Annotated in this window: 18 protein-coding genes; 5 read left to right on the top strand and 13 right to left on the bottom strand. The window is 49.9% G+C overall.

Annotated features, from left to right (window positions below; all coding sequences use genetic code 11):
• Window positions 1–23 precede the first annotated feature (23 nt).
• From EHSB41UT_RS03035 to EHSB41UT_RS02975, 13 genes are all read right to left on the bottom strand, one after another.
• A complete protein-coding gene (locus tag EHSB41UT_RS03035) occupies window positions 24–812 on the bottom strand; it encodes an HrpE/YscL family type III secretion apparatus protein (protein WP_087106735.1) in 789 nt (262 codons plus the stop codon).
• The gene (locus EHSB41UT_RS03030; RefSeq protein WP_087106733.1) at window positions 809–1,462 is read right to left on the bottom strand and encodes a SctK family type III secretion system sorting platform protein; all 654 of its coding nucleotides are present in this window, start codon (window positions 1,460–1,462) and stop codon (window positions 809–811) included. Before EHSB41UT_RS03030 ends, EHSB41UT_RS03035 begins: the two co-directional genes overlap by 4 nt.
• On the bottom strand, window positions 1,462–2,292 hold the full coding sequence (gene sctJ / locus EHSB41UT_RS03025; protein WP_165767130.1) for a type III secretion system inner membrane ring lipoprotein SctJ: 831 nt from the start codon (window positions 2,290–2,292) through the stop codon (window positions 1,462–1,464). The genes EHSB41UT_RS03030 and sctJ overlap by 1 nt, the downstream gene beginning before the upstream one ends.
• A 61-nt stretch (window positions 2,293–2,353) precedes the next feature.
• Entirely contained in the window at window positions 2,354–2,782 is a 429-nt protein-coding gene (gene sctI / locus EHSB41UT_RS03020) for a type III secretion system inner rod subunit SctI (RefSeq protein ID WP_087106731.1), read from the bottom strand.
• A 138-nt stretch (window positions 2,783–2,920) separates the two neighbouring features.
• Window positions 2,921–3,295, bottom strand: coding sequence for a type III secretion system chaperone family protein (locus EHSB41UT_RS03015; RefSeq protein ID WP_087106729.1), 375 nt, complete (start codon window positions 3,293–3,295; stop codon window positions 2,921–2,923).
• Window positions 3,296–3,309: 14 nt separating this feature from the next.
• Complete coding sequence (locus EHSB41UT_RS03010; RefSeq protein ID WP_087106727.1) at window positions 3,310–3,636, bottom strand: TyeA family type III secretion system gatekeeper subunit; 327 nt, start codon at window positions 3,634–3,636, stop codon at window positions 3,310–3,312.
• Complete coding sequence (locus tag EHSB41UT_RS03005) at window positions 3,629–4,489, bottom strand: HrpJ domain-containing protein (RefSeq protein WP_087106724.1); 861 nt, start codon at window positions 4,487–4,489, stop codon at window positions 3,629–3,631. The genes EHSB41UT_RS03010 and EHSB41UT_RS03005 overlap by 8 nt, the downstream gene beginning before the upstream one ends.
• 19 nt (window positions 4,490–4,508) lie before the next feature.
• Window positions 4,509–5,609, bottom strand: coding sequence for a type III secretion system translocon subunit SctB (sctB, locus tag EHSB41UT_RS03000; RefSeq protein ID WP_087106722.1), 1,101 nt, complete (start codon window positions 5,607–5,609; stop codon window positions 4,509–4,511).
• Window positions 5,610–5,653: 44 nt separating this feature from the next.
• Window positions 5,654–7,408, bottom strand: a complete 1,755-nt coding sequence (sctE, locus tag EHSB41UT_RS02995) for a type III secretion system translocon subunit SseC family protein (RefSeq protein WP_165767129.1) — start codon at window positions 7,406–7,408, stop codon at window positions 5,654–5,656.
• 4 nt (window positions 7,409–7,412) lie between these two features.
• On the bottom strand, window positions 7,413–7,907 hold the full coding sequence (locus EHSB41UT_RS02990) for a SycD/LcrH family type III secretion system chaperone (protein WP_242667219.1): 495 nt from the start codon (window positions 7,905–7,907) through the stop codon (window positions 7,413–7,415).
• A gap of 40 nt (window positions 7,908–7,947) precedes the next feature.
• Entirely contained in the window at window positions 7,948–8,574 is a 627-nt protein-coding gene (locus tag EHSB41UT_RS02985) for a hypothetical protein (RefSeq protein ID WP_087106718.1), read from the bottom strand.
• 14 nt (window positions 8,575–8,588) lie between these two features.
• The gene (locus tag EHSB41UT_RS02980) at window positions 8,589–10,124 is read right to left on the bottom strand and encodes a hypothetical protein (RefSeq protein ID WP_133060369.1); all 1,536 of its coding nucleotides are present in this window, start codon (window positions 10,122–10,124) and stop codon (window positions 8,589–8,591) included.
• Window positions 10,125–10,258: 134 nt separating this feature from the next.
• Window positions 10,259–10,678, bottom strand: a complete 420-nt coding sequence (locus tag EHSB41UT_RS02975) for a CBS domain-containing protein (protein ID WP_087106714.1) — start codon at window positions 10,676–10,678, stop codon at window positions 10,259–10,261.
• Between the two features lie 153 nt (window positions 10,679–10,831).
• Here EHSB41UT_RS02975 and ppa point away from each other — a divergent pair, with 153 nt between their 5' ends.
• The 5 genes from ppa (at window position 10,832) to accC (ending at window position 15,802) form a co-directional block, all read left to right on the top strand.
• The gene (gene ppa / locus EHSB41UT_RS02970; RefSeq protein ID WP_087106712.1) at window positions 10,832–11,356 is read left to right on the top strand and encodes an inorganic diphosphatase; all 525 of its coding nucleotides are present in this window, start codon (window positions 10,832–10,834) and stop codon (window positions 11,354–11,356) included.
• A gap of 143 nt (window positions 11,357–11,499) precedes the next feature.
• Window positions 11,500–13,365 carry a protein-disulfide reductase DsbD gene (gene dsbD / locus EHSB41UT_RS02965; RefSeq protein WP_087106710.1) on the top strand — a complete coding sequence of 622 codons (1,866 nt, stop codon included), beginning with the start codon at window positions 11,500–11,502 and terminating at the stop codon, window positions 13,363–13,365.
• A 141-nt stretch (window positions 13,366–13,506) separates the two neighbouring features.
• A complete protein-coding gene (gene aroQ / locus EHSB41UT_RS02960) occupies window positions 13,507–13,959 on the top strand; it encodes a type II 3-dehydroquinate dehydratase (protein WP_087106708.1) in 453 nt (150 codons plus the stop codon).
• Window positions 13,960–13,983: 24 nt separating this feature from the next.
• Window positions 13,984–14,445 carry an acetyl-CoA carboxylase biotin carboxyl carrier protein gene (gene accB, locus EHSB41UT_RS02955; protein WP_087106706.1) on the top strand — a complete coding sequence of 154 codons (462 nt, stop codon included), beginning with the start codon at window positions 13,984–13,986 and terminating at the stop codon, window positions 14,443–14,445.
• A gap of 10 nt (window positions 14,446–14,455) precedes the next feature.
• The gene (gene accC / locus EHSB41UT_RS02950; protein WP_087106704.1) at window positions 14,456–15,802 is read left to right on the top strand and encodes an acetyl-CoA carboxylase biotin carboxylase subunit; all 1,347 of its coding nucleotides are present in this window, start codon (window positions 14,456–14,458) and stop codon (window positions 15,800–15,802) included.
• Window positions 15,803–15,840: the final 38 nt, after the last annotated feature.

The following is a 15,840-nucleotide window of genomic DNA, read 5'->3' as shown; positions in this document are numbered from 1 at the left end:
CATATGCAGGAGTTGAGAGCAATTTAGCTAAACCAGGTCTGATTATTCTGATCGTGGTCGTGGCTCTGCACCTGAGCAGAAGGATGCACCGGATGTGAATCAGTAACACTGCCGTCATCATCAGAATCAGACTCAATATTATCAGCCCATTCCCGGCTGGACTCACGCATCTCATTCTGCAACTCATCGGTGGCATTCGCGGTCATCTGGCTAAAACGCTTTTGCAAAGCTTGCAGCTGAATATCGATACTGGCATCTACAACACCGATCTTGCTCTCCAGAATACAGCTTCCCGCTTTTAAGCGCGGGTCTGACACCGGAATCAGAATACCGACGCCTTTATAGCCAGAGAGAATCTCAGCAACCTTCTCTTTCACATAAGAGAAATGGGCTGGAGGAACCCGGACAGACACCTGTCGTTCGTTACGGACATGTTGCAAACCGGCCTTGATCAAACCAACCGTCAGCGCCCGATCATCATAGTCTTCAATAATCTTGCGCACAGCCGTCATCAGAATATCCGCCAGAGAAGCTTCGACGTCGCTTAAATAATTAATGGAGCGGTCCACCATCTTCAGCATCTGCTCAGACTGCTCCATCCGGCTCTGCATCAAACCTTCCTGATAACCGCGTTCCTTTTCCTGCTCAAAAGCGGCTTTAGCTTCAACAATGATCTGCTCAGCCTGCTCTCGCGCCTTATCGATTAAAGATGTCGATTTTTCGATAACAGAGTAATCAGCAGCCTTGATAACCTTCTGGCCGGGCTGCAAATGAAAATCCTGCTTGGTAATCGTAATAATATTGAGGCTCATCGGATAAACTCTTTCATCAGTTTACGGAGCATAATTCCTCCAAGCCGAACAACATCCGGCGAATAGCCAGCGGCACTGCCCGCATAAAAATATTCCTTACTGGGCATGGGGAATTTAAACAACAGGCGCTTCTGAAAAGCATCAGGCTCACGACCATAAACACCACCCAAAAGCCGGACACCGGTTCGGAAAATATGCTTTTTCAACTCATCGGGATTATTCCAGTCAATCCTGAAGCCTGAATCGATATGGCGAGGCAAGTCCCCTGCGATAAACGGGCCTTTCTTAATCGCATAGTGATAGCTTTCTTTGCCGAGACAGGATTCCACAGCCTGGCGCTCCTGCCTTTTGATAATGCCTTTCAGCAGCGGGCCATTGAGCGCCAGTCCGGCATGGAAAACGATAGGGGTCAGATGCTTACGGCTGGCCAGAGCAAGATGCTTTTCCGGTTTCTGAAAATCCAGATCCAAATGGCCCGTTAGACCATAGGCTTCAAGAATATGTCGGGACGCCCAGGATGAACCGGATTCACTGGACTGCAGGAATTCAATAGCAGATTGATTGGGAAGGCTCGCCAACCAGCTGGGATCAATATATCCCGCTGGCTGGAAATTAAATTCAAGAACCGGAGCAAGCTGGCCAATATCCATTATCCAGCCTCAACATTATCAACCTCGGCGATCTCAGCCTCGATATCATCATCCAGCATGCCCTCTTCATCATCCTCTTTTCTCGACCGGGAACGCCACCATAGCCAGAAGAACACACCAGCCGAAGCCAGTGAAATCACAAAGAGGAATAGCAACGCACCAAACATCAGCACCAGCCGTGAGGATGACTCAGGGGTCACATCAATCGACATCACAGTCTCCAGCTCCTGAGGCAAGAGCATGCGTTCCGCAGCCACCTGAGAGGACGGAAACAGAGATACCGTTATTTTTTCGAGGGAGAGACCTTCAATACTATTGGCCACCAGGGTTTTCACCTTTGGCACAAACCCAGCCAGCTCAAGCTCCGGCGTGTACTTGATAAAGACTGATGCTGACGATGGGAAGTTTTCCTCACTGGAGCCGCTATCCTGAGGCAAAACGACATGAACCCGCGCCGTGAGAACACCATCGATCATCGACAATGTCGCCGAAAGCTCCTGAGACATGGAGTAGGTGTAGCGCGCCTTCTCTTCTGTGGGGGACGAGATCAGACTGTCTTTGGGGAAAATATCACTGACTGAGGAGAAGCGGTCTTTCGGGTAACCATGCCCCCTGAGCAGGCGAATAGCACGGGAAACATCGTCATTGCCAACAGTCAGGGTAACAATTCCGTCTTTATCAATGGTCTTGGTGGCGGGGATATCGTTGTCCAAAAGGATGGACAACATATCATTACCTTCCTTCTCGGTAAGCCCGGTATAGAGTTGGACTTCACAACCTGCCAGAACCAGCAGGCAGAGCCCGAGAAAGAAGATTCGTAATTTTTTCACGCTGCATTCCCTGCAAAACAGACAGCTCAGACGATAGAAACCCTCACAAGGGTATCGTCCGTTATTGCTGCTTCATGAGGGTCTCTACAGTCTGGGTAGCCTTACCGACGACTTTACCAATCAGGTCCTCGGTCAGCATCAGGTTGGTCATCGCTTTCTGGGTTTTAAACATATCCTTCATAGACATGATTTCATCAGAGCTGAGCATGCTATCAATCTTCTGATGGCGATTATCGATATTGTCCTTCAAGCCCTGAAAACCGTTGAGAATGCGATCAGCTAGATTGTCCGGAGCCTGCTTTAGCTCAACCGGGGCTCCATTGAGATTGGTCTGGCTCTCGTTTTTAAAGCCCTGCTCCATTTGCTTGTTAAAGTTATCAGCATCCCGGTCATCGGGCTTATCCAGCATCTTGTCAAACTGGTGCTGATCCTGCTTTTTTAGCGCTTTCTCGGTAACTGAACCGATATTGTTAACTCCGGCGCCCGGCATAACGGATACCTCTTGCGGTGCTGATCCTACAGTGCTGTAGGGAAAGGGTACTTTAAGCTTAGATAACCCGAGTATTCCGATTGCCAGCCTGAAACTGATAATCCGAAATTTGAAACTTATTTTTATAACTGAAATGAATTAAGAGACGACCATATCCTGCAGTTTCATCAAATGCTGAAGAACAACTTCAATATCCGGTCCGGTTATCGCATCAGATGACAGTGAAACAATAAAAATCAGCTGATTACCGTCTTTCAACGCACACTGAGTGTCGAACTTCCGGCTCTGTTGGTGATGGCAAAGGGTCAGGGCTTTCAGGGAGGAAGAATCGATACTGAAGTCGGGAATCTCACGTAACAGGTAAAGTAGGACGCCATTTTCCTGAAGCTTGATAAAAAACCGGCTGCCGCTCTCAAAGGCAAAATCCATAATCCCGCTTTCCGGCAGGCCGACACCTTGAATCCCCAAAGTTCGGTTAAAGTCTTTGACCGCATCATCAATCCGCTCACGCATGTCATGCACCCGGCTTAGATATCAAAATCCATATCGAAATCATCATCGTCATCTTCGTCCTCAAACTCCTCTTCCTCCTCCTGCTCGATCAGATCATCAAGCGCTTCCTGGGAGGCTTCGAGGATATTTTCCCGATGCTCTGCTTCCTTAAAGTACTGATCGGGAATCTTACGGAATGTTTCTAGAACCTGGTTCAGGACAAATATTTTGATGGATAGGTCATCCTGGACGCCCATCTTATCGGGGATACCTTCCACATCAGACGCAGAAATCCAACGCTGGTTCAGAAGGCGCAAAACTTCCTCAATCAAAACCCCTTTTTTGATCTCAGCCTCAAGCATTCGCGTTCACCAACTTGGCCGCTACGTTCTCATTTTCCTTGCTGAACTCGATAATGGTCTGCAAACCATATATCACTTCCAGACGACCACGGACATGCTTGAGATGATTAGGATCCACTGATGGCGTCAAAGCACTCATCTCTACAGAGAGAGCCTCCATCAACCATTTCACACCTTTCTCAATCTCATCATATCCGCACTTCTCTTTGGCAAACTGATAAGCTTCGAGAGGTTGCTGAAAATCCGGAACATCCAGCCCCTGACGCCAGATATCTCGAAGCTCCTGAACGGAACTGAATCCAGATTGCTCTGCATAGTCCGACGCCGCCGCAGAGACATTGATACCGGATTGAATATCCTTTCTGTTCTGTTCGTAGAAATTATCGTTATAAATTTTTAACGTGGCAGCGAGTTCCTGATCATCTTCTCCCTGGGTTTGAAGATGCTCGATCAAAGCTTCCATAGCCAGATATTGGTGGGTCGGATCGCCGGAGTATTCCTCGATAAACTCCTTGATTTGATCTTCAGTTAACTCACCATTGTTCTTGGCGTTATGGAGTTGCTGAAGGAACTTCTCCATCTTTTCCATACCCGGTAAGTCGGGCACGGTCTCTTTCAGGCGCTCAAGTTCCTTCTTGATGTCCTTATCTTTCTTGGAATCCTTGGATTCAAACTTCCGTAACGAAGAGAGGGTGATGGAGGCTTCTTCAAAAAAGTCAGCGCTGGCAGGACCAACGCTGACTTTGCTGAACTGACTATGCATTCCCTCAACATTACTGGATGAGGAGCCCTGATTGACTGGCAGTGAAGAATCTGTCGCGACAGGCCCTGAAACACCACCTACTGAACTCATAGTCTTTTCCTAAACAAGCTCAAATATTGCCAATCGTTTTGCTCTGGGACTGCAGCCACTGACTGTACATTTGCTGGAAAGTATCCCGTGCTTTGGTAGCCAACTCATGAGCTACCTGCATCTGATCCTGCTCTGTGGTTTTCACAAAGCGAGCCTGCTCTTCCTCAGCTCTCAGCTCGGTTGAACGTGCTTCATGCAGGCCTGCCTTGTAATGGAGCATACTGGAACCAGCTTCACCGAGACCTTCAACCATCTTACCCATGGCACTCCATTGTTGGGCAATCATGTCCCCAACCCGGCCATTACCACCGGTAGCCTGGTCAGCCTTCATACCTTTCATGGAACCGGCCATGGTCAGCATACCGGAGGTCACTTTCACGGCACCGCTTACGCAACCTGCTACCAGCTTGGCCGCGGCAGCATTTCGCTGCTCCTGCGCCTGTGATTTGATTTTTTGAACTACAGATTCATTAGCGAGGTTCCGCCCCTGACGGCTCATCTGCCGCTGCTCCACACCCATTTCATGGAACAGTGCCATCAACATAAACAGATCACTCATGCCTTTGGTTTCATCAACACCAAATTCCATTGGAACGCCATCTGCGGTGGCAGATTGGATTTTGAAGTTATCACCAAACTGAACATCGATCTGTTTGCCTTCCGACATAAACTGCATATGGTTGCCGGCAACATCGACCTTGAATCCCTTACCATCAAGGGTCCCCTGATAACCGTTACTGGTTTCTGATACCTCGGAAGACAAAGCAATATTTCCCCCCGGCATGGTGCGCGCGGGTGGACCAGCTTTTTGGAGATCGTTGTAAAGAGCCTGTCGATTGGTGGACCAGTCACTGACCATCTTATCCATGCTGCCCATGGTGGCTTCATAGCCGAGAGCATTTGGCTCTACCGTTGGCGGTGACAGGTTTGGTCTGGGAATACCTTTTTGCCCGGCAAGCATCACGTTAGTATTTCCGGCCTCATGGCCCACTCTCAGATTATCGCCGGAGAGATTGCCGGCCTTGGAGCCTTTGGCAACCTTTCCCACGGGCATATCAACACCAACATTAGGACGATCCAGCGGTACCGATCCCTGCCCTTGATCAATTCTTACACCCATATCGACAACTCCCTGTAAACGTCCTGATTCCTGCCTGACCGAAATTAAATTTTCCGGGCAATCTTGAACTTATTCTGCTGAGCCTGAGCCAGCATATCCGAGGCGACTTCCTGCCCCTGGGTTATCTCCTGCAGAGCCCGCTGAATAGCTTCCATCCAGTCTTCCATTTGCATCTGCATTTTGGTGATAAAAGCCAAATCTTCCTGAGCATCTGCCTGATACATCTCACCCTCATTGCGCACCTTGGCGGCATAAATAGTGGAAGAACCATCGGCCACATGGGCTGCCCCTTCAGTAAACCGGGCAATGTGGGCAGCACGTTTAAAGTACATGGTTTTCTTGGAGATCTCGGCCATCTGCTTAGCCGTTTCTTTTGAGGCAGTCTCGGCCGTGGACTTGGCAGTTTCCTTGGCCGTTTCCTGGGCACTCTTCACCGCGACCTTGGCCGCCTGCTGGGCAACATCGTCAGCAGCATCAGTGGCAACCTTGGCGGCATTCTTTGCAGTTTCCTGAACGGCTGTTGCCGTTTGTTGTGCGGTCTGCTGAGCAGCTTGTGCTGTGGCATTCGCACCTTGTTGAGCCGTTTGGGCAGCGGCATTGGCACTTTGCTGAGCTGCCTGACTGGTCGCATTGGCTGTTTGTTGAACGGTAGTGGTCGCAGCGTCAGTCGTGGCTTTTGAGGCACCACCAGCAATACCGGCACCCAACGACAGTGATGCTGCCAGTACCGCCCAGGCAATCCCCATAACTAACTGCAGTTTGTCGTCTTTGATCAAACCGCCCATATTCGTCATCCAGTCACCGGTATTCTGGGAGATGGTCATGGCAACCATAATAGTGGCCGCCATAATCAGCATAACCCCAGCCTTTGCGCCAACACCCGTAGCAATCGTTACAGCCGCAACAACAACCGCTAATGCCGTGGCAATAGCACTGAATATTTTCCCAAGAATCCCAGCTTTATCAGCCTCTTTCATCTTGTCGAGAGCTTCCGTCAGCTTGCCAATACGTTCTGTATGAGCCTGCTCACGCTTGAGGCGGCTGGTTTGAATCGCCTGCTCATCAAACTTGATGCGCGTGTCCTGCAGCTTGGTTTGCACTTCAGACAGGATACGGGCGACATCTTCAATATCACCACTCAGCATGGACTGGGTCAGCTGGGCACTGGCAGCTTTTAAATCAGCCATCACTTCAGGTGGAGCACTGATAATGCCCGAGACTCTTTCCATTACACCCATGACTTCATTCTGCATATTCAGCAGGCCAACCGGGTCTTTCATACCCGCCTGAGCCAGCGCTGAAGAGCCCTTCATCATCGTGTCCAGCATTTCCAGATTCATCTGGCCGCCGGGGTTACGACCCATACTGTCGCCGCCCTGCTGGTTTTGTCCCTTGGTTTTTCTTGGTGCGCTACCGAAAAGAGAACCTGTGAGTGTACTTTCAGAATCACCTTCTTCGACGTCATCAGCAGCCAGCTGATTCAGAAGTTCATCAAAGGTGAACATTAGCTCTGTTGTATCCATTGCCTGACTGACCTGCGCCAGCATCTCAGGCGTAACGGCCTTGGCATGATCAACAGTGGGCTGGGGAAGACGGACTCTTTGTTCCCCGCGAACCTGCTGTTGAGGGCGGCCAGAATCTCGAAAAGAGACGGAGTTAGTGTTCGAAAACCCACGTCCCACTGTCGCAGTTTTACCAGCAGCTTTTCCTTTTTTAACGTCTTCACTTAACACGCCTGGAGGTGGTGCGTTCACACCGCCAAGACCCTGCTGCGAATGTATGCCTCCAGTACCACTCATAGCTTTACTCATCCTCTTCCAGAACAGCACCTGCACTCGCAGCCATATTCACGGCACGCTCATGCTCCTCCTTGTACTCTTCCTGATCGCCGGCCCACTCAGCCGCTGTTTCATACGCTACTTTTGCAGCCGCTGGTTTACCCATGGCCATATGGCAATCACCGATATACATCATCGCCCTTGGATCATCGGTATCGAGAGCACTGGCAAAGCTGAAAAGTTCTACGGCCGTATCAAAATCCTGCTCCATCATCTGGCAGGCTCCGAGGCCAAGAAAATATTTCTTGTTGTAGTGATCGTAAAAACAGAGGAATTGGAAAACCTTCTTGGCCTCATCGTAACGGCCACCCTGATAGAGATTGAAGGCCACGCTGTAGATCGCCTCCATCGATTCATCGCTAAGATTCTTCAGCTCTTTAAAAGTCCCGCCACGGCTGAAATAATCCGCCAGCATGTCATCGACTTTTTCCTGTGACCAATCCAAATCCTGCTTATCCACTGACAGCCCTCCATAGCCCCGCAGAGGCTTGTTAAGTCCTTTAAATATTTTTGATAATGGCGTCGCCACTCCGGTAGTACTTGGAAATAAACTGCGACATCATTTCAAAGGTCTGGTTGAATTTCCCTGAGGTTGATTGCAGCTTGGTCATATCCAACTGTGAGGAGCTGGTTAAACTCTCTGACCAGCCTTTCATGTTTTCTATCGCCAGATCCCACTCACCCGAATTGAGTTGATAAGTTTTACTCGGGTCTATTTTTTCGTTCTGCTTGCCCCAGGGGATATCGTTGTCAGCAAAGAACTGCGCCACTTCCTTCGGCATCGGACTGTCTTCTTTCTCTTTAGAGTGAGACTTGGCCTTACGCGCCTCTGCCATCATCTTGTTGGCTGTTTTTAATTTATTATTCTTGGCGCGAACTTCTTGAACCTGCTCACGAAGTGTTTCTTCCAACAATTCGGCACGTTCACTCATAATGGCAATCATCAAGGCATCAAGATCAGCTTTGGCGATAAAGTTCTGGTTAAGAGAAGCCCCTGCAGCATTATTAATCAGCTGTACAGACTTTTTCAGAACCTGCTGTCCCGACATTGGCTGCTTGGCAGCACGCATGATTTTTTCGTGCTGCATCTGTTGTACTGAAACGGAGCCACCGGCTGTTGTGGTCATTTAGTTCAACCCTCTTAAATCGGTTTTTCCAGCAACTCCGGGAACCGGTCCTTGCCTTTATTTTGTGTTTTACGGGCTTCATCAAGACAGTACTGTCGAGTCTCGAGGTACCAGCCCGCCAATGCCTTGCGTGACTCTCCATGAGGCACTTTCTGGAAAGCTTTTGTGTTGGGATTATTAACATCGTTAAGACCAACATCATGCATAGCTCTGGCCAGCAGGTAGGGACGGCTGATTTTGGCACTATCTTTCTCAGCCATGGACATCTGGAACTCCCATCCATGCTTCGCACCAAAGGCCACCAGTTCATCGGCTGCATGCTGAGTCATCTCTTTGCGCAACGATTCCCACTCATCAGGTCGAATGGCACTTTCACCATGAATAGGTGCCCCTAACGGATTGCTGGCTGGAAGGAAGAAGCTCATCTGCAAGGCAATCGCATCAGCTACCTCTTCAATTTCTTGCTGAGAGCTAAAGTGAGCCTTCAATGGCGTGGATTCTGGATTGACCAGATACTCTCGAACATCAAACTTTTGCTGATTAGGCTTTTCAGAGCGGGCAGATATATCACCCAACTCATTCAATTTGTCCTGCAACTCACTCTTAGGAACAACGATCGCAGAACCATCGAGACCATGTTTTGCAAAAGTCTGAGTGACCTTATCTTTGACTTTTTCGCCCTCTTTTAGCGCTGCTAGTTCTTTCTCTCTTTGTTCTTGTCTCAGGCGAGCCTTTTCCTGATCTTCCCGCTTTTTCCTGGCTGCCAGATCATCCTCATTACCTTCTTTTTTGGTCACCTTTGGAGGATCGCCACCTTCTCCCTCGGTCTTCTTGCCAGAGTTGTTTTCGTCCGAGTTATTTTCAGTCTTCTTTTCTGGATTGTTTTCTGGCTTATTTTTATTGTCCGGGGTGCCACCGCCACCTTCCGGTCCGGTTAGCATGGGGTTATCAAGGAAGCCGTTTGTGAAAATCAAAACGCAGGGGCCTACACCTATCAGTAGAGCCGGGCACACACAAACCCCACCCAATAGGAAAATACCAAAGCCGACAGCACCAATTCCGACCTGAAGCTCTTTATTATGCATCAGCTCGTGCATGCCTTTTTTGACGATGGAGAAGAAGGCTTTCAGCTTGCCCGAGCTGCCCTTCTCCAGCTCTCCGGATTCTTCCTTTTTCTGTACCTCAGCAAGGAGCTTATCCTGAGCCAGAGGGAGATCATCGCCATTCGTGCGGGTAAAGATGATTTTGCCTTTATCGCCTAAATCCAATTCACCTGACGGAGGTAACTCTCCCGGTGGAGTCAGCTTGGAGGATAAAGGCTCATGGACAGCACTTTTACGCTGGCCCAATTCGGTTAGCTTGGAAGGTGGCGTACCAGGGGCACCAGTCAAAGACGGTCCCAGATTACGCGTGGGCTGGGTCTTGTGAATAGACCTTCCCTTCTGATCCTGCCCCATGCGTTTCTCTAGCCCGGACTCCTGTTCCGAGCCACCAAGGTGGCCTGGACCTACAGGAACCGGTTGAGTTGAAACGCTCTGCGACCTGTCCATATCAATCTCCGTGACAGATTAGGTCTTCCCGGACCTGTCTCAGTTTTAGCTTAGATGATTCAATGATAGGCAGAACCTGCCCATTAGACGGGCTGGTGACGAGTTTCCGGCAGAAAGGAGATTGAAGTTTTTATTTAACCAGCAGAAGCCACCGGTTTTTCATAGTATTCAAGCACAGCAGCCATAAGATCCTTCGGGCTGAGCATACCCTCAATTTTTCCAGTCTCGTCCAGAACAGGAACACGCTGAGCATTTTTCGCCATGCACTTTTCGTAAATATCGATAATGCTGTCGGAAGGGCTGGCTGTTACAACATTACGGGCCATAAACTCAGAAACCACATTACTTTCCTGCGAGTAATAGCTTCCGGAGAGGGTTCCCGCCAGACAATCCGTTTCCGAGAGAATCCCCACCAGCTTTCCATCATTATCCAGAACCGGGACTGCCGTAATATCATTACGGAGTAGAATTCTGAGCCCTTCAACAATGTCCATGTCCGGCTTTACAGTAACAACAGCCCGGGTCATGCAGTCCTGCACTTTGATAGAACGCATAGTGATTACTCCCGCCAAATAGCGAAATCCTTCAGCTTCATTTATAGGCTATAGCTGCCAACCTGAAAGCTGGCAAATATTTGGGGTGGCGGGCACATCGGCAGAACACATATAATTCGCGGGCTTACACACAAAAACAGGGGTTAATACCTAATGAATTTCAACGCCATAGTGCCCGGCAAAGATATCCCTAACGACATTAACGTCATCATTGAAATCCCTGCCAACAGCGATCCGATCAAATATGAGATCGATAAGGACACCAATGCGCTGTTTGTGGACCGCTTTATGTCCACCCCAATGTTCTACCCAGCCAACTATGGCTACGTGCCTCAGACTCTGGCTGATGATGGCGATCCCCTGGACGTTCTGGTTGTAACCCCTTACCCGGTTGCCCCTGGCTCCGTGATTCGCTGCCGTCCGGTAGGTGTGCTGAATATGTCTGACGAGAGCGGTCAGGATGAGAAAGTCATTGCCGTTCCCCACGACAAGCTCACCAAGATCTACAAAGACGTCAAAGAATATACCGACCTGCCTGAGCTGCTGATCAAGCAGATTGAGCATTTCTTTGAGAACTACAAAGATCTGGAAGAAGGCAAATGGGTAAAAATCGACGGATGGCAGAATGCTGATGCCGCCCGTGAAGCCATCATCAAGTCTGTAAAAGCCTACAGCTGATCCCCCTCAAGAGCGGTTCACTGAGCCGCTCTTCTTTCCAGATTGTCCTTTCACCCAAAACCACTCCAATAAACCATTGCCCTGCTGCTAACCTGAGGCAACAATACCTCCATACCAAACAGAAAGAACGTGACTCTCTGGCTATGCATTTAAACACCAGATTATTTTTCCCTGCTTTTTCTATCCTTTTGGCTTTTTTATTGTGTTTCTCTGCACAATCTCAGGCCATCAGTTTCAACTCGCTACTCAATGGGGATAACCAGAAGGCTGAATTCCTGCCTGTAGATGAGGCATTTCAGGTTTCAGGTGAGATTCTGGGCGGCGACCTGATCGTTAAGTTTGCAGTCACTCCCGAGCACTATCTCTACCGACATATGCTGAGTTTTCAGCCTGCAGACTCGGCCATAACCTCTTTGGGTGCACCTCTGTTTCCGGAAGGGATCACCAAATACGATCAGTTTATGAGAGAGGATGTGGAGACCTATCCGACGGATATGGAAGTCACCCTCCCCATAAACTCGACAGAAGAACTTCCTGAAATCATTGTCAGCTTTCAAGGATGTGCCGATGCCGGGCTGTGCTATCCACCCACTTCAGTCAACATCATCCCCATTACAACGGGTGCTGAAGCAGCATCATTATCTAACCCATCTTCGACTTCGGCTCTAACCGAAGCTTCAGTATCTGACCAACCGATTGCCGAAGATTCCTTTTTGGCCTCTCTGATCAATGGTGCGAGCTTGGGTAAAGCCTTGCTGCTGTTTTATCTGGGCGGATTGGCTCTCACCTTTACCCCCTGTGTTCTGCCGATGATTCCGATTGTCTCTTCCCTGGTTGCCAATGCGCAGGGGAGCCGAAGACATCGTGTCACACTGACTCTGTTCTATGTGCTGGCCATGGCGATGACTTATGCCATTGCAGGTATGCTGATGGGTTACTTTGGCGCCAGCCTCAATCTGCAGGCTCGCCTACAGTCTCCCTGGTTACTGATCCCGTTTGCAATTCTGTTCGTCATCCTTGCACTCTCCATGTTTGGCCTGTTTGAACTTCAGCTTCCAGAAAAACTGCGGGACAAATTGTCCAAGGCCGATCAGCAAACCTCTCAAAAACGGAAAGGAACAATAACAGGCGCAATTCTGGCCGGAATATTCTCAACTTTGCTGGTATCTCCCTGTGTATCAGCCCCGCTTGCAGGCGCGCTGGTTTATATCAGCAGCACCGGGGATGTCGCTATCGGCGGTCTGACCTTGTTTGTTCTGGGCTTGGGGATGGGTACACCATTGCTGATCGTAGGGATCGGTGGGGCCAGCCTTCTTCCCAAAGCCGGCCCTTGGATGAACGGAATAAAGTCTGCCTTTGGTGTACTGATGCTGGGTGTCGCCGTCTGGCTGCTGGAACGCATAATTCCTGAATCTGCAACACTGCTGCTATGGGGAGCTTTGGCAACAGGCTGTGCGGTTTATCTGGGTGCCCTCAATTTTACTCAGAAAGCAGGATGGGCGGCCTTCCGGCAGGTTATAGGTGTCCTGCTGCTGGTTTATGGCGTTTGCCTGCTGGTTGGAGGCATTCAGGGCCACTCTGACCCACTGAGACCTCTTGGAGAACCTGCCACGTCCCAAGCCGGCATTCCTTACAGCGATACTGGCTTTACCACTCTCACAACATCTCAACAGCTTGAAGCCGCTCTACAACAGGCCGCAAGACAAGGGAAGCCAACCTTTATCGACTTTTATGCCGACTGGTGCATAAGCTGCAAAGTCTTTGAACGAGAAGTGCTGGCATTACCAGAGGTTCAAAAAGCACTGGCACCTTTCTCCAAAATCAAGCTCGATATCACCGACAACTCCGCCGATCATCAAGCGATCTTGTCCCGATATAAGCTTTTTGGCCCACCAGCCTACCTTTTTTACTCAAAAACTGGCCAGGAACTGGATTTTTTGCATCGCCAGGGTGAAATCAGTGCAGAAACACTACTCACATTGCTGAAAAAGAGCAGCTCAGCTCCGTAAACTGGTTTTGAAGCTATGGTGAAAATAAGTAAACATGCCGATAACCTCCTGTAACATGCAGCGTATAGACTCGTTACAGTGCATCGGGCACAATGTGTAGATATTGTGTTTATTAATAAGAGTCACTGACGAGGTTTCCCGATGGCCACAATCCTTGTATTGCATGGTCCCAACCTGAACCTGCTGGGTTCCCGGGAACCGGGTATTTATGGGACAGACACTCTCGAAGGTATCAACCAGAAACTGATCGCCCAGGCCCAGAGTGCCGGCCATCAGCTCAGTTGCTTCCAGAGTAATGCCGAATATCAGTTGATCGATCAAATCCATGAAGCCGCCCAACAGGGTGTAGACTTCCTGATCATCAATCCGGCAGCGTTTACCCATACCAGTATTGCCCTGCGTGATGCCATTCTCGGAGTGAAACTGCCGTTTATCGAGGTTCACCTGTCGAATGTGCACAGCCGCGAGTCTTTCCGCCACCACTCCTACTTCTCAGATATTGCCGTGGGAGTTATTTGTGGTCTGGGAGCGTCCGGCTATGACTATGCCCTGCAGGCCGCCATCAAACATCTCGAACAGTCCTCATCTCACTAATCGTTTCAAGTTTCGGAAGACACCATGGATATCCGTAAAGTTAAAAAGCTGATTGAACTGCTTGAAGAGTCCGGCATTGATGAGCTGGAAATTCACGAAGGTGAGGAGTCTGTTCGTATCAGTCGCCATTCCAGTCGTGCCGCAGCACCAGTACCACAGGCTTATGCGGTACCACCTGCAGCCCAGCCAACTCCAGCAGCCGCTCAACCTGTACAGGCGGCAGAAGCACCTGCTGCTGACCCAGCCATGACCGGTCATCAGATTCTGTCTCCAATGGTCGGCACCTTCTATCGCTCCCCTTCCCCGAGCTCCCCGGCTTTTGTTGAGGTTGGCCACAGCGTTAAAGAAGGCGACCTCCTCTGCATCGTGGAAGCGATGAAGATGATGAACCAGATTAAAGCTGACAAATCCGGCAAAATTGAAGCGATTCTCGTCGAAAATGGCGCTCCGGTTGAATATGACCAGCCTCTGTTCACTATTGCCTGAGGTCTGAGTCATGCTGGAGAAAGTTCTCATTGCCAACCGCGGAGAGATCGCACTGCGCATCCTTCGCGCCTGTAAAGAGCTGGGCATCAGTACTGTTGCGGTTCATTCCAAAACGGATGAAGACCTGATGCATGTCCGTCTTGCCGACGAAACCGTCTGCATTGGCCCTAACAGCGCGTCTGAAAGCTACCTGAACATCCCTTCCATCATCAGTGCTGCTGAAGTCACTGATGCTGTCGGCATCCACCCAGGCTATGGCTTCCTGGCCGAAAACGCAGACTTCGCCGAACAGGTTGAACGCAGCGGCTTTACCTTTATTGGCCCTTCTCCAGAGGCTATCCGCCTGATGGGAGATAAGGTGTCTGCCATCAGAGCCATGAAAAAGGCTGGCGTCCCTACCGTTCCAGGCTCCGATGGCCCGCTGACTGATGATCACGAACGTAATCTCGAGATTGCCCGCAAGATCGGTTACCCGGTCATCATCAAAGCTGCCGGTGGTGGCGGTGGTCGTGGTATGCGAGTTGTTCATCGTGAACAAGGACTGTTGAACGCTATCAGCGTAACCCGTACTGAAGCGGCCGCGGCATTTAATAACGATGTCGTTTATATGGAGAAGTTCCTGGAAACTCCTCGCCATGTTGAGGTACAGGTACTTTCCGATGGTCAGGGCAATGCTATCCATCTTGGCGACCGTGACTGCTCCCTGCAGCGCCGTCATCAGAAAGTGATTGAAGAAGCTCCAGCACCCGGCATTCCTGAAGAAGCTCGTCAGAAAATCTTCAAGTGCTGTACCGATGCCTGCATTGATATGGCTTACAAAGGTGCAGGCACCTTTGAGTTTCTCTATCAGGATGGCGAGTACTACTTCATTGAGATGAATACCCGCGTACAGGTAGAGCATCCGGTTTCCGAGGAAATCTCCGGCTTTGATATCATCAAAGAGCAGCTGCTGATTGCCAGCGGCGAGCCTTTGTCCGTCAAGCAGGAAGACATTACCTTCCACGGTCACTCCATCGAGTGCCGTATCAATGCCGAAGACCCGAAAACCTTTATGCCATCACCGGGCAAGATCACCCAGCTGCATATGCCGGGTGGTAATGGTGTGCGTGTAGACTCCCATATCTACCAGGGTTACTCAGTTCCGCCGTTTTATGATTCCATGATCGGCAAACTGATTACCTGGGGCCCAGATCGGGAAACTGCCTTAATCCGGATGCGAAATGCACTGGATGAGCTGGTGATTGAAGGTATCCGTACCAACACACCTCTCCATAAAGAACTGGTACGTGACGCCAACTTTATGAAAGGTGGAGTCAATATCCACTATCTCACCAAGAAGCTTGAGCACGGCTCCTGAGAACCTGCTCTCATCTGATCACAAAGGCTGCTTCGGCA

The organism is Parendozoicomonas haliclonae (genome assembly GCF_900174585.1).
Lineage (GTDB): Bacteria > Pseudomonadota > Gammaproteobacteria > Pseudomonadales > Endozoicomonadaceae > Sansalvadorimonas > Sansalvadorimonas haliclonae.
The sequence above is the reverse complement of the archived record's forward strand: the minus strand, read 5'-3'. Positions and strand labels throughout refer to the sequence as shown.

Bases quoted from the DNA above. Each gene is read 5' to 3' on its own strand.
- EHSB41UT_RS03035 (WP_087106735.1), bottom strand. From the start codon at position 812: ATGAGCCTCAATATTATTACGATTACCAAGCAGGATTTTCATTTGCAG.
- EHSB41UT_RS03030 (WP_087106733.1), bottom strand. From the start codon at position 1,462: ATGGATATTGGCCAGCTTGCTCCGGTTCTTGAATTTAATTTCCAGCCA.
- sctI (WP_087106731.1), bottom strand. From the start codon at position 2,782: ATGCCGGGCGCCGGAGTTAACAATATCGGTTCAGTTACCGAGAAAGCG.
- EHSB41UT_RS03015 (WP_087106729.1), bottom strand. From the start codon at position 3,295: ATGCGTGAGCGGATTGATGATGCGGTCAAAGACTTTAACCGAACTTTG.
- EHSB41UT_RS03010 (WP_087106727.1), bottom strand. From the start codon at position 3,636: ATGCTTGAGGCTGAGATCAAAAAAGGGGTTTTGATTGAGGAAGTTTTG.
- EHSB41UT_RS03005 (WP_087106724.1), bottom strand. From the start codon at position 4,489: ATGAGTTCAGTAGGTGGTGTTTCAGGGCCTGTCGCGACAGATTCTTCA.
- sctB (WP_087106722.1), bottom strand. From the start codon at position 5,609: ATGGGTGTAAGAATTGATCAAGGGCAGGGATCGGTACCGCTGGATCGT.
- sctE (WP_165767129.1), bottom strand. From the start codon at position 7,408: ATGAGTGGTACTGGAGGCATACATTCGCAGCAGGGTCTTGGCGGTGTG.
- EHSB41UT_RS02985 (WP_087106718.1), bottom strand. From the start codon at position 8,574: ATGACCACAACAGCCGGTGGCTCCGTTTCAGTACAACAGATGCAGCAC.
- EHSB41UT_RS02980 (WP_133060369.1), bottom strand. From the start codon at position 10,124: ATGGACAGGTCGCAGAGCGTTTCAACTCAACCGGTTCCTGTAGGTCCA.
- EHSB41UT_RS02975 (WP_087106714.1), bottom strand. From the start codon at position 10,678: ATGCGTTCTATCAAAGTGCAGGACTGCATGACCCGGGCTGTTGTTACT.
- ppa (WP_087106712.1), top strand. From the start codon at position 10,832: ATGAATTTCAACGCCATAGTGCCCGGCAAAGATATCCCTAACGACATT.
- dsbD (WP_087106710.1), top strand. From the start codon at position 11,500: ATGCATTTAAACACCAGATTATTTTTCCCTGCTTTTTCTATCCTTTTG.
- aroQ (WP_087106708.1), top strand. From the start codon at position 13,507: ATGGCCACAATCCTTGTATTGCATGGTCCCAACCTGAACCTGCTGGGT.
- accB (WP_087106706.1), top strand. From the start codon at position 13,984: ATGGATATCCGTAAAGTTAAAAAGCTGATTGAACTGCTTGAAGAGTCC.
- accC (WP_087106704.1), top strand. From the start codon at position 14,456: ATGCTGGAGAAAGTTCTCATTGCCAACCGCGGAGAGATCGCACTGCGC.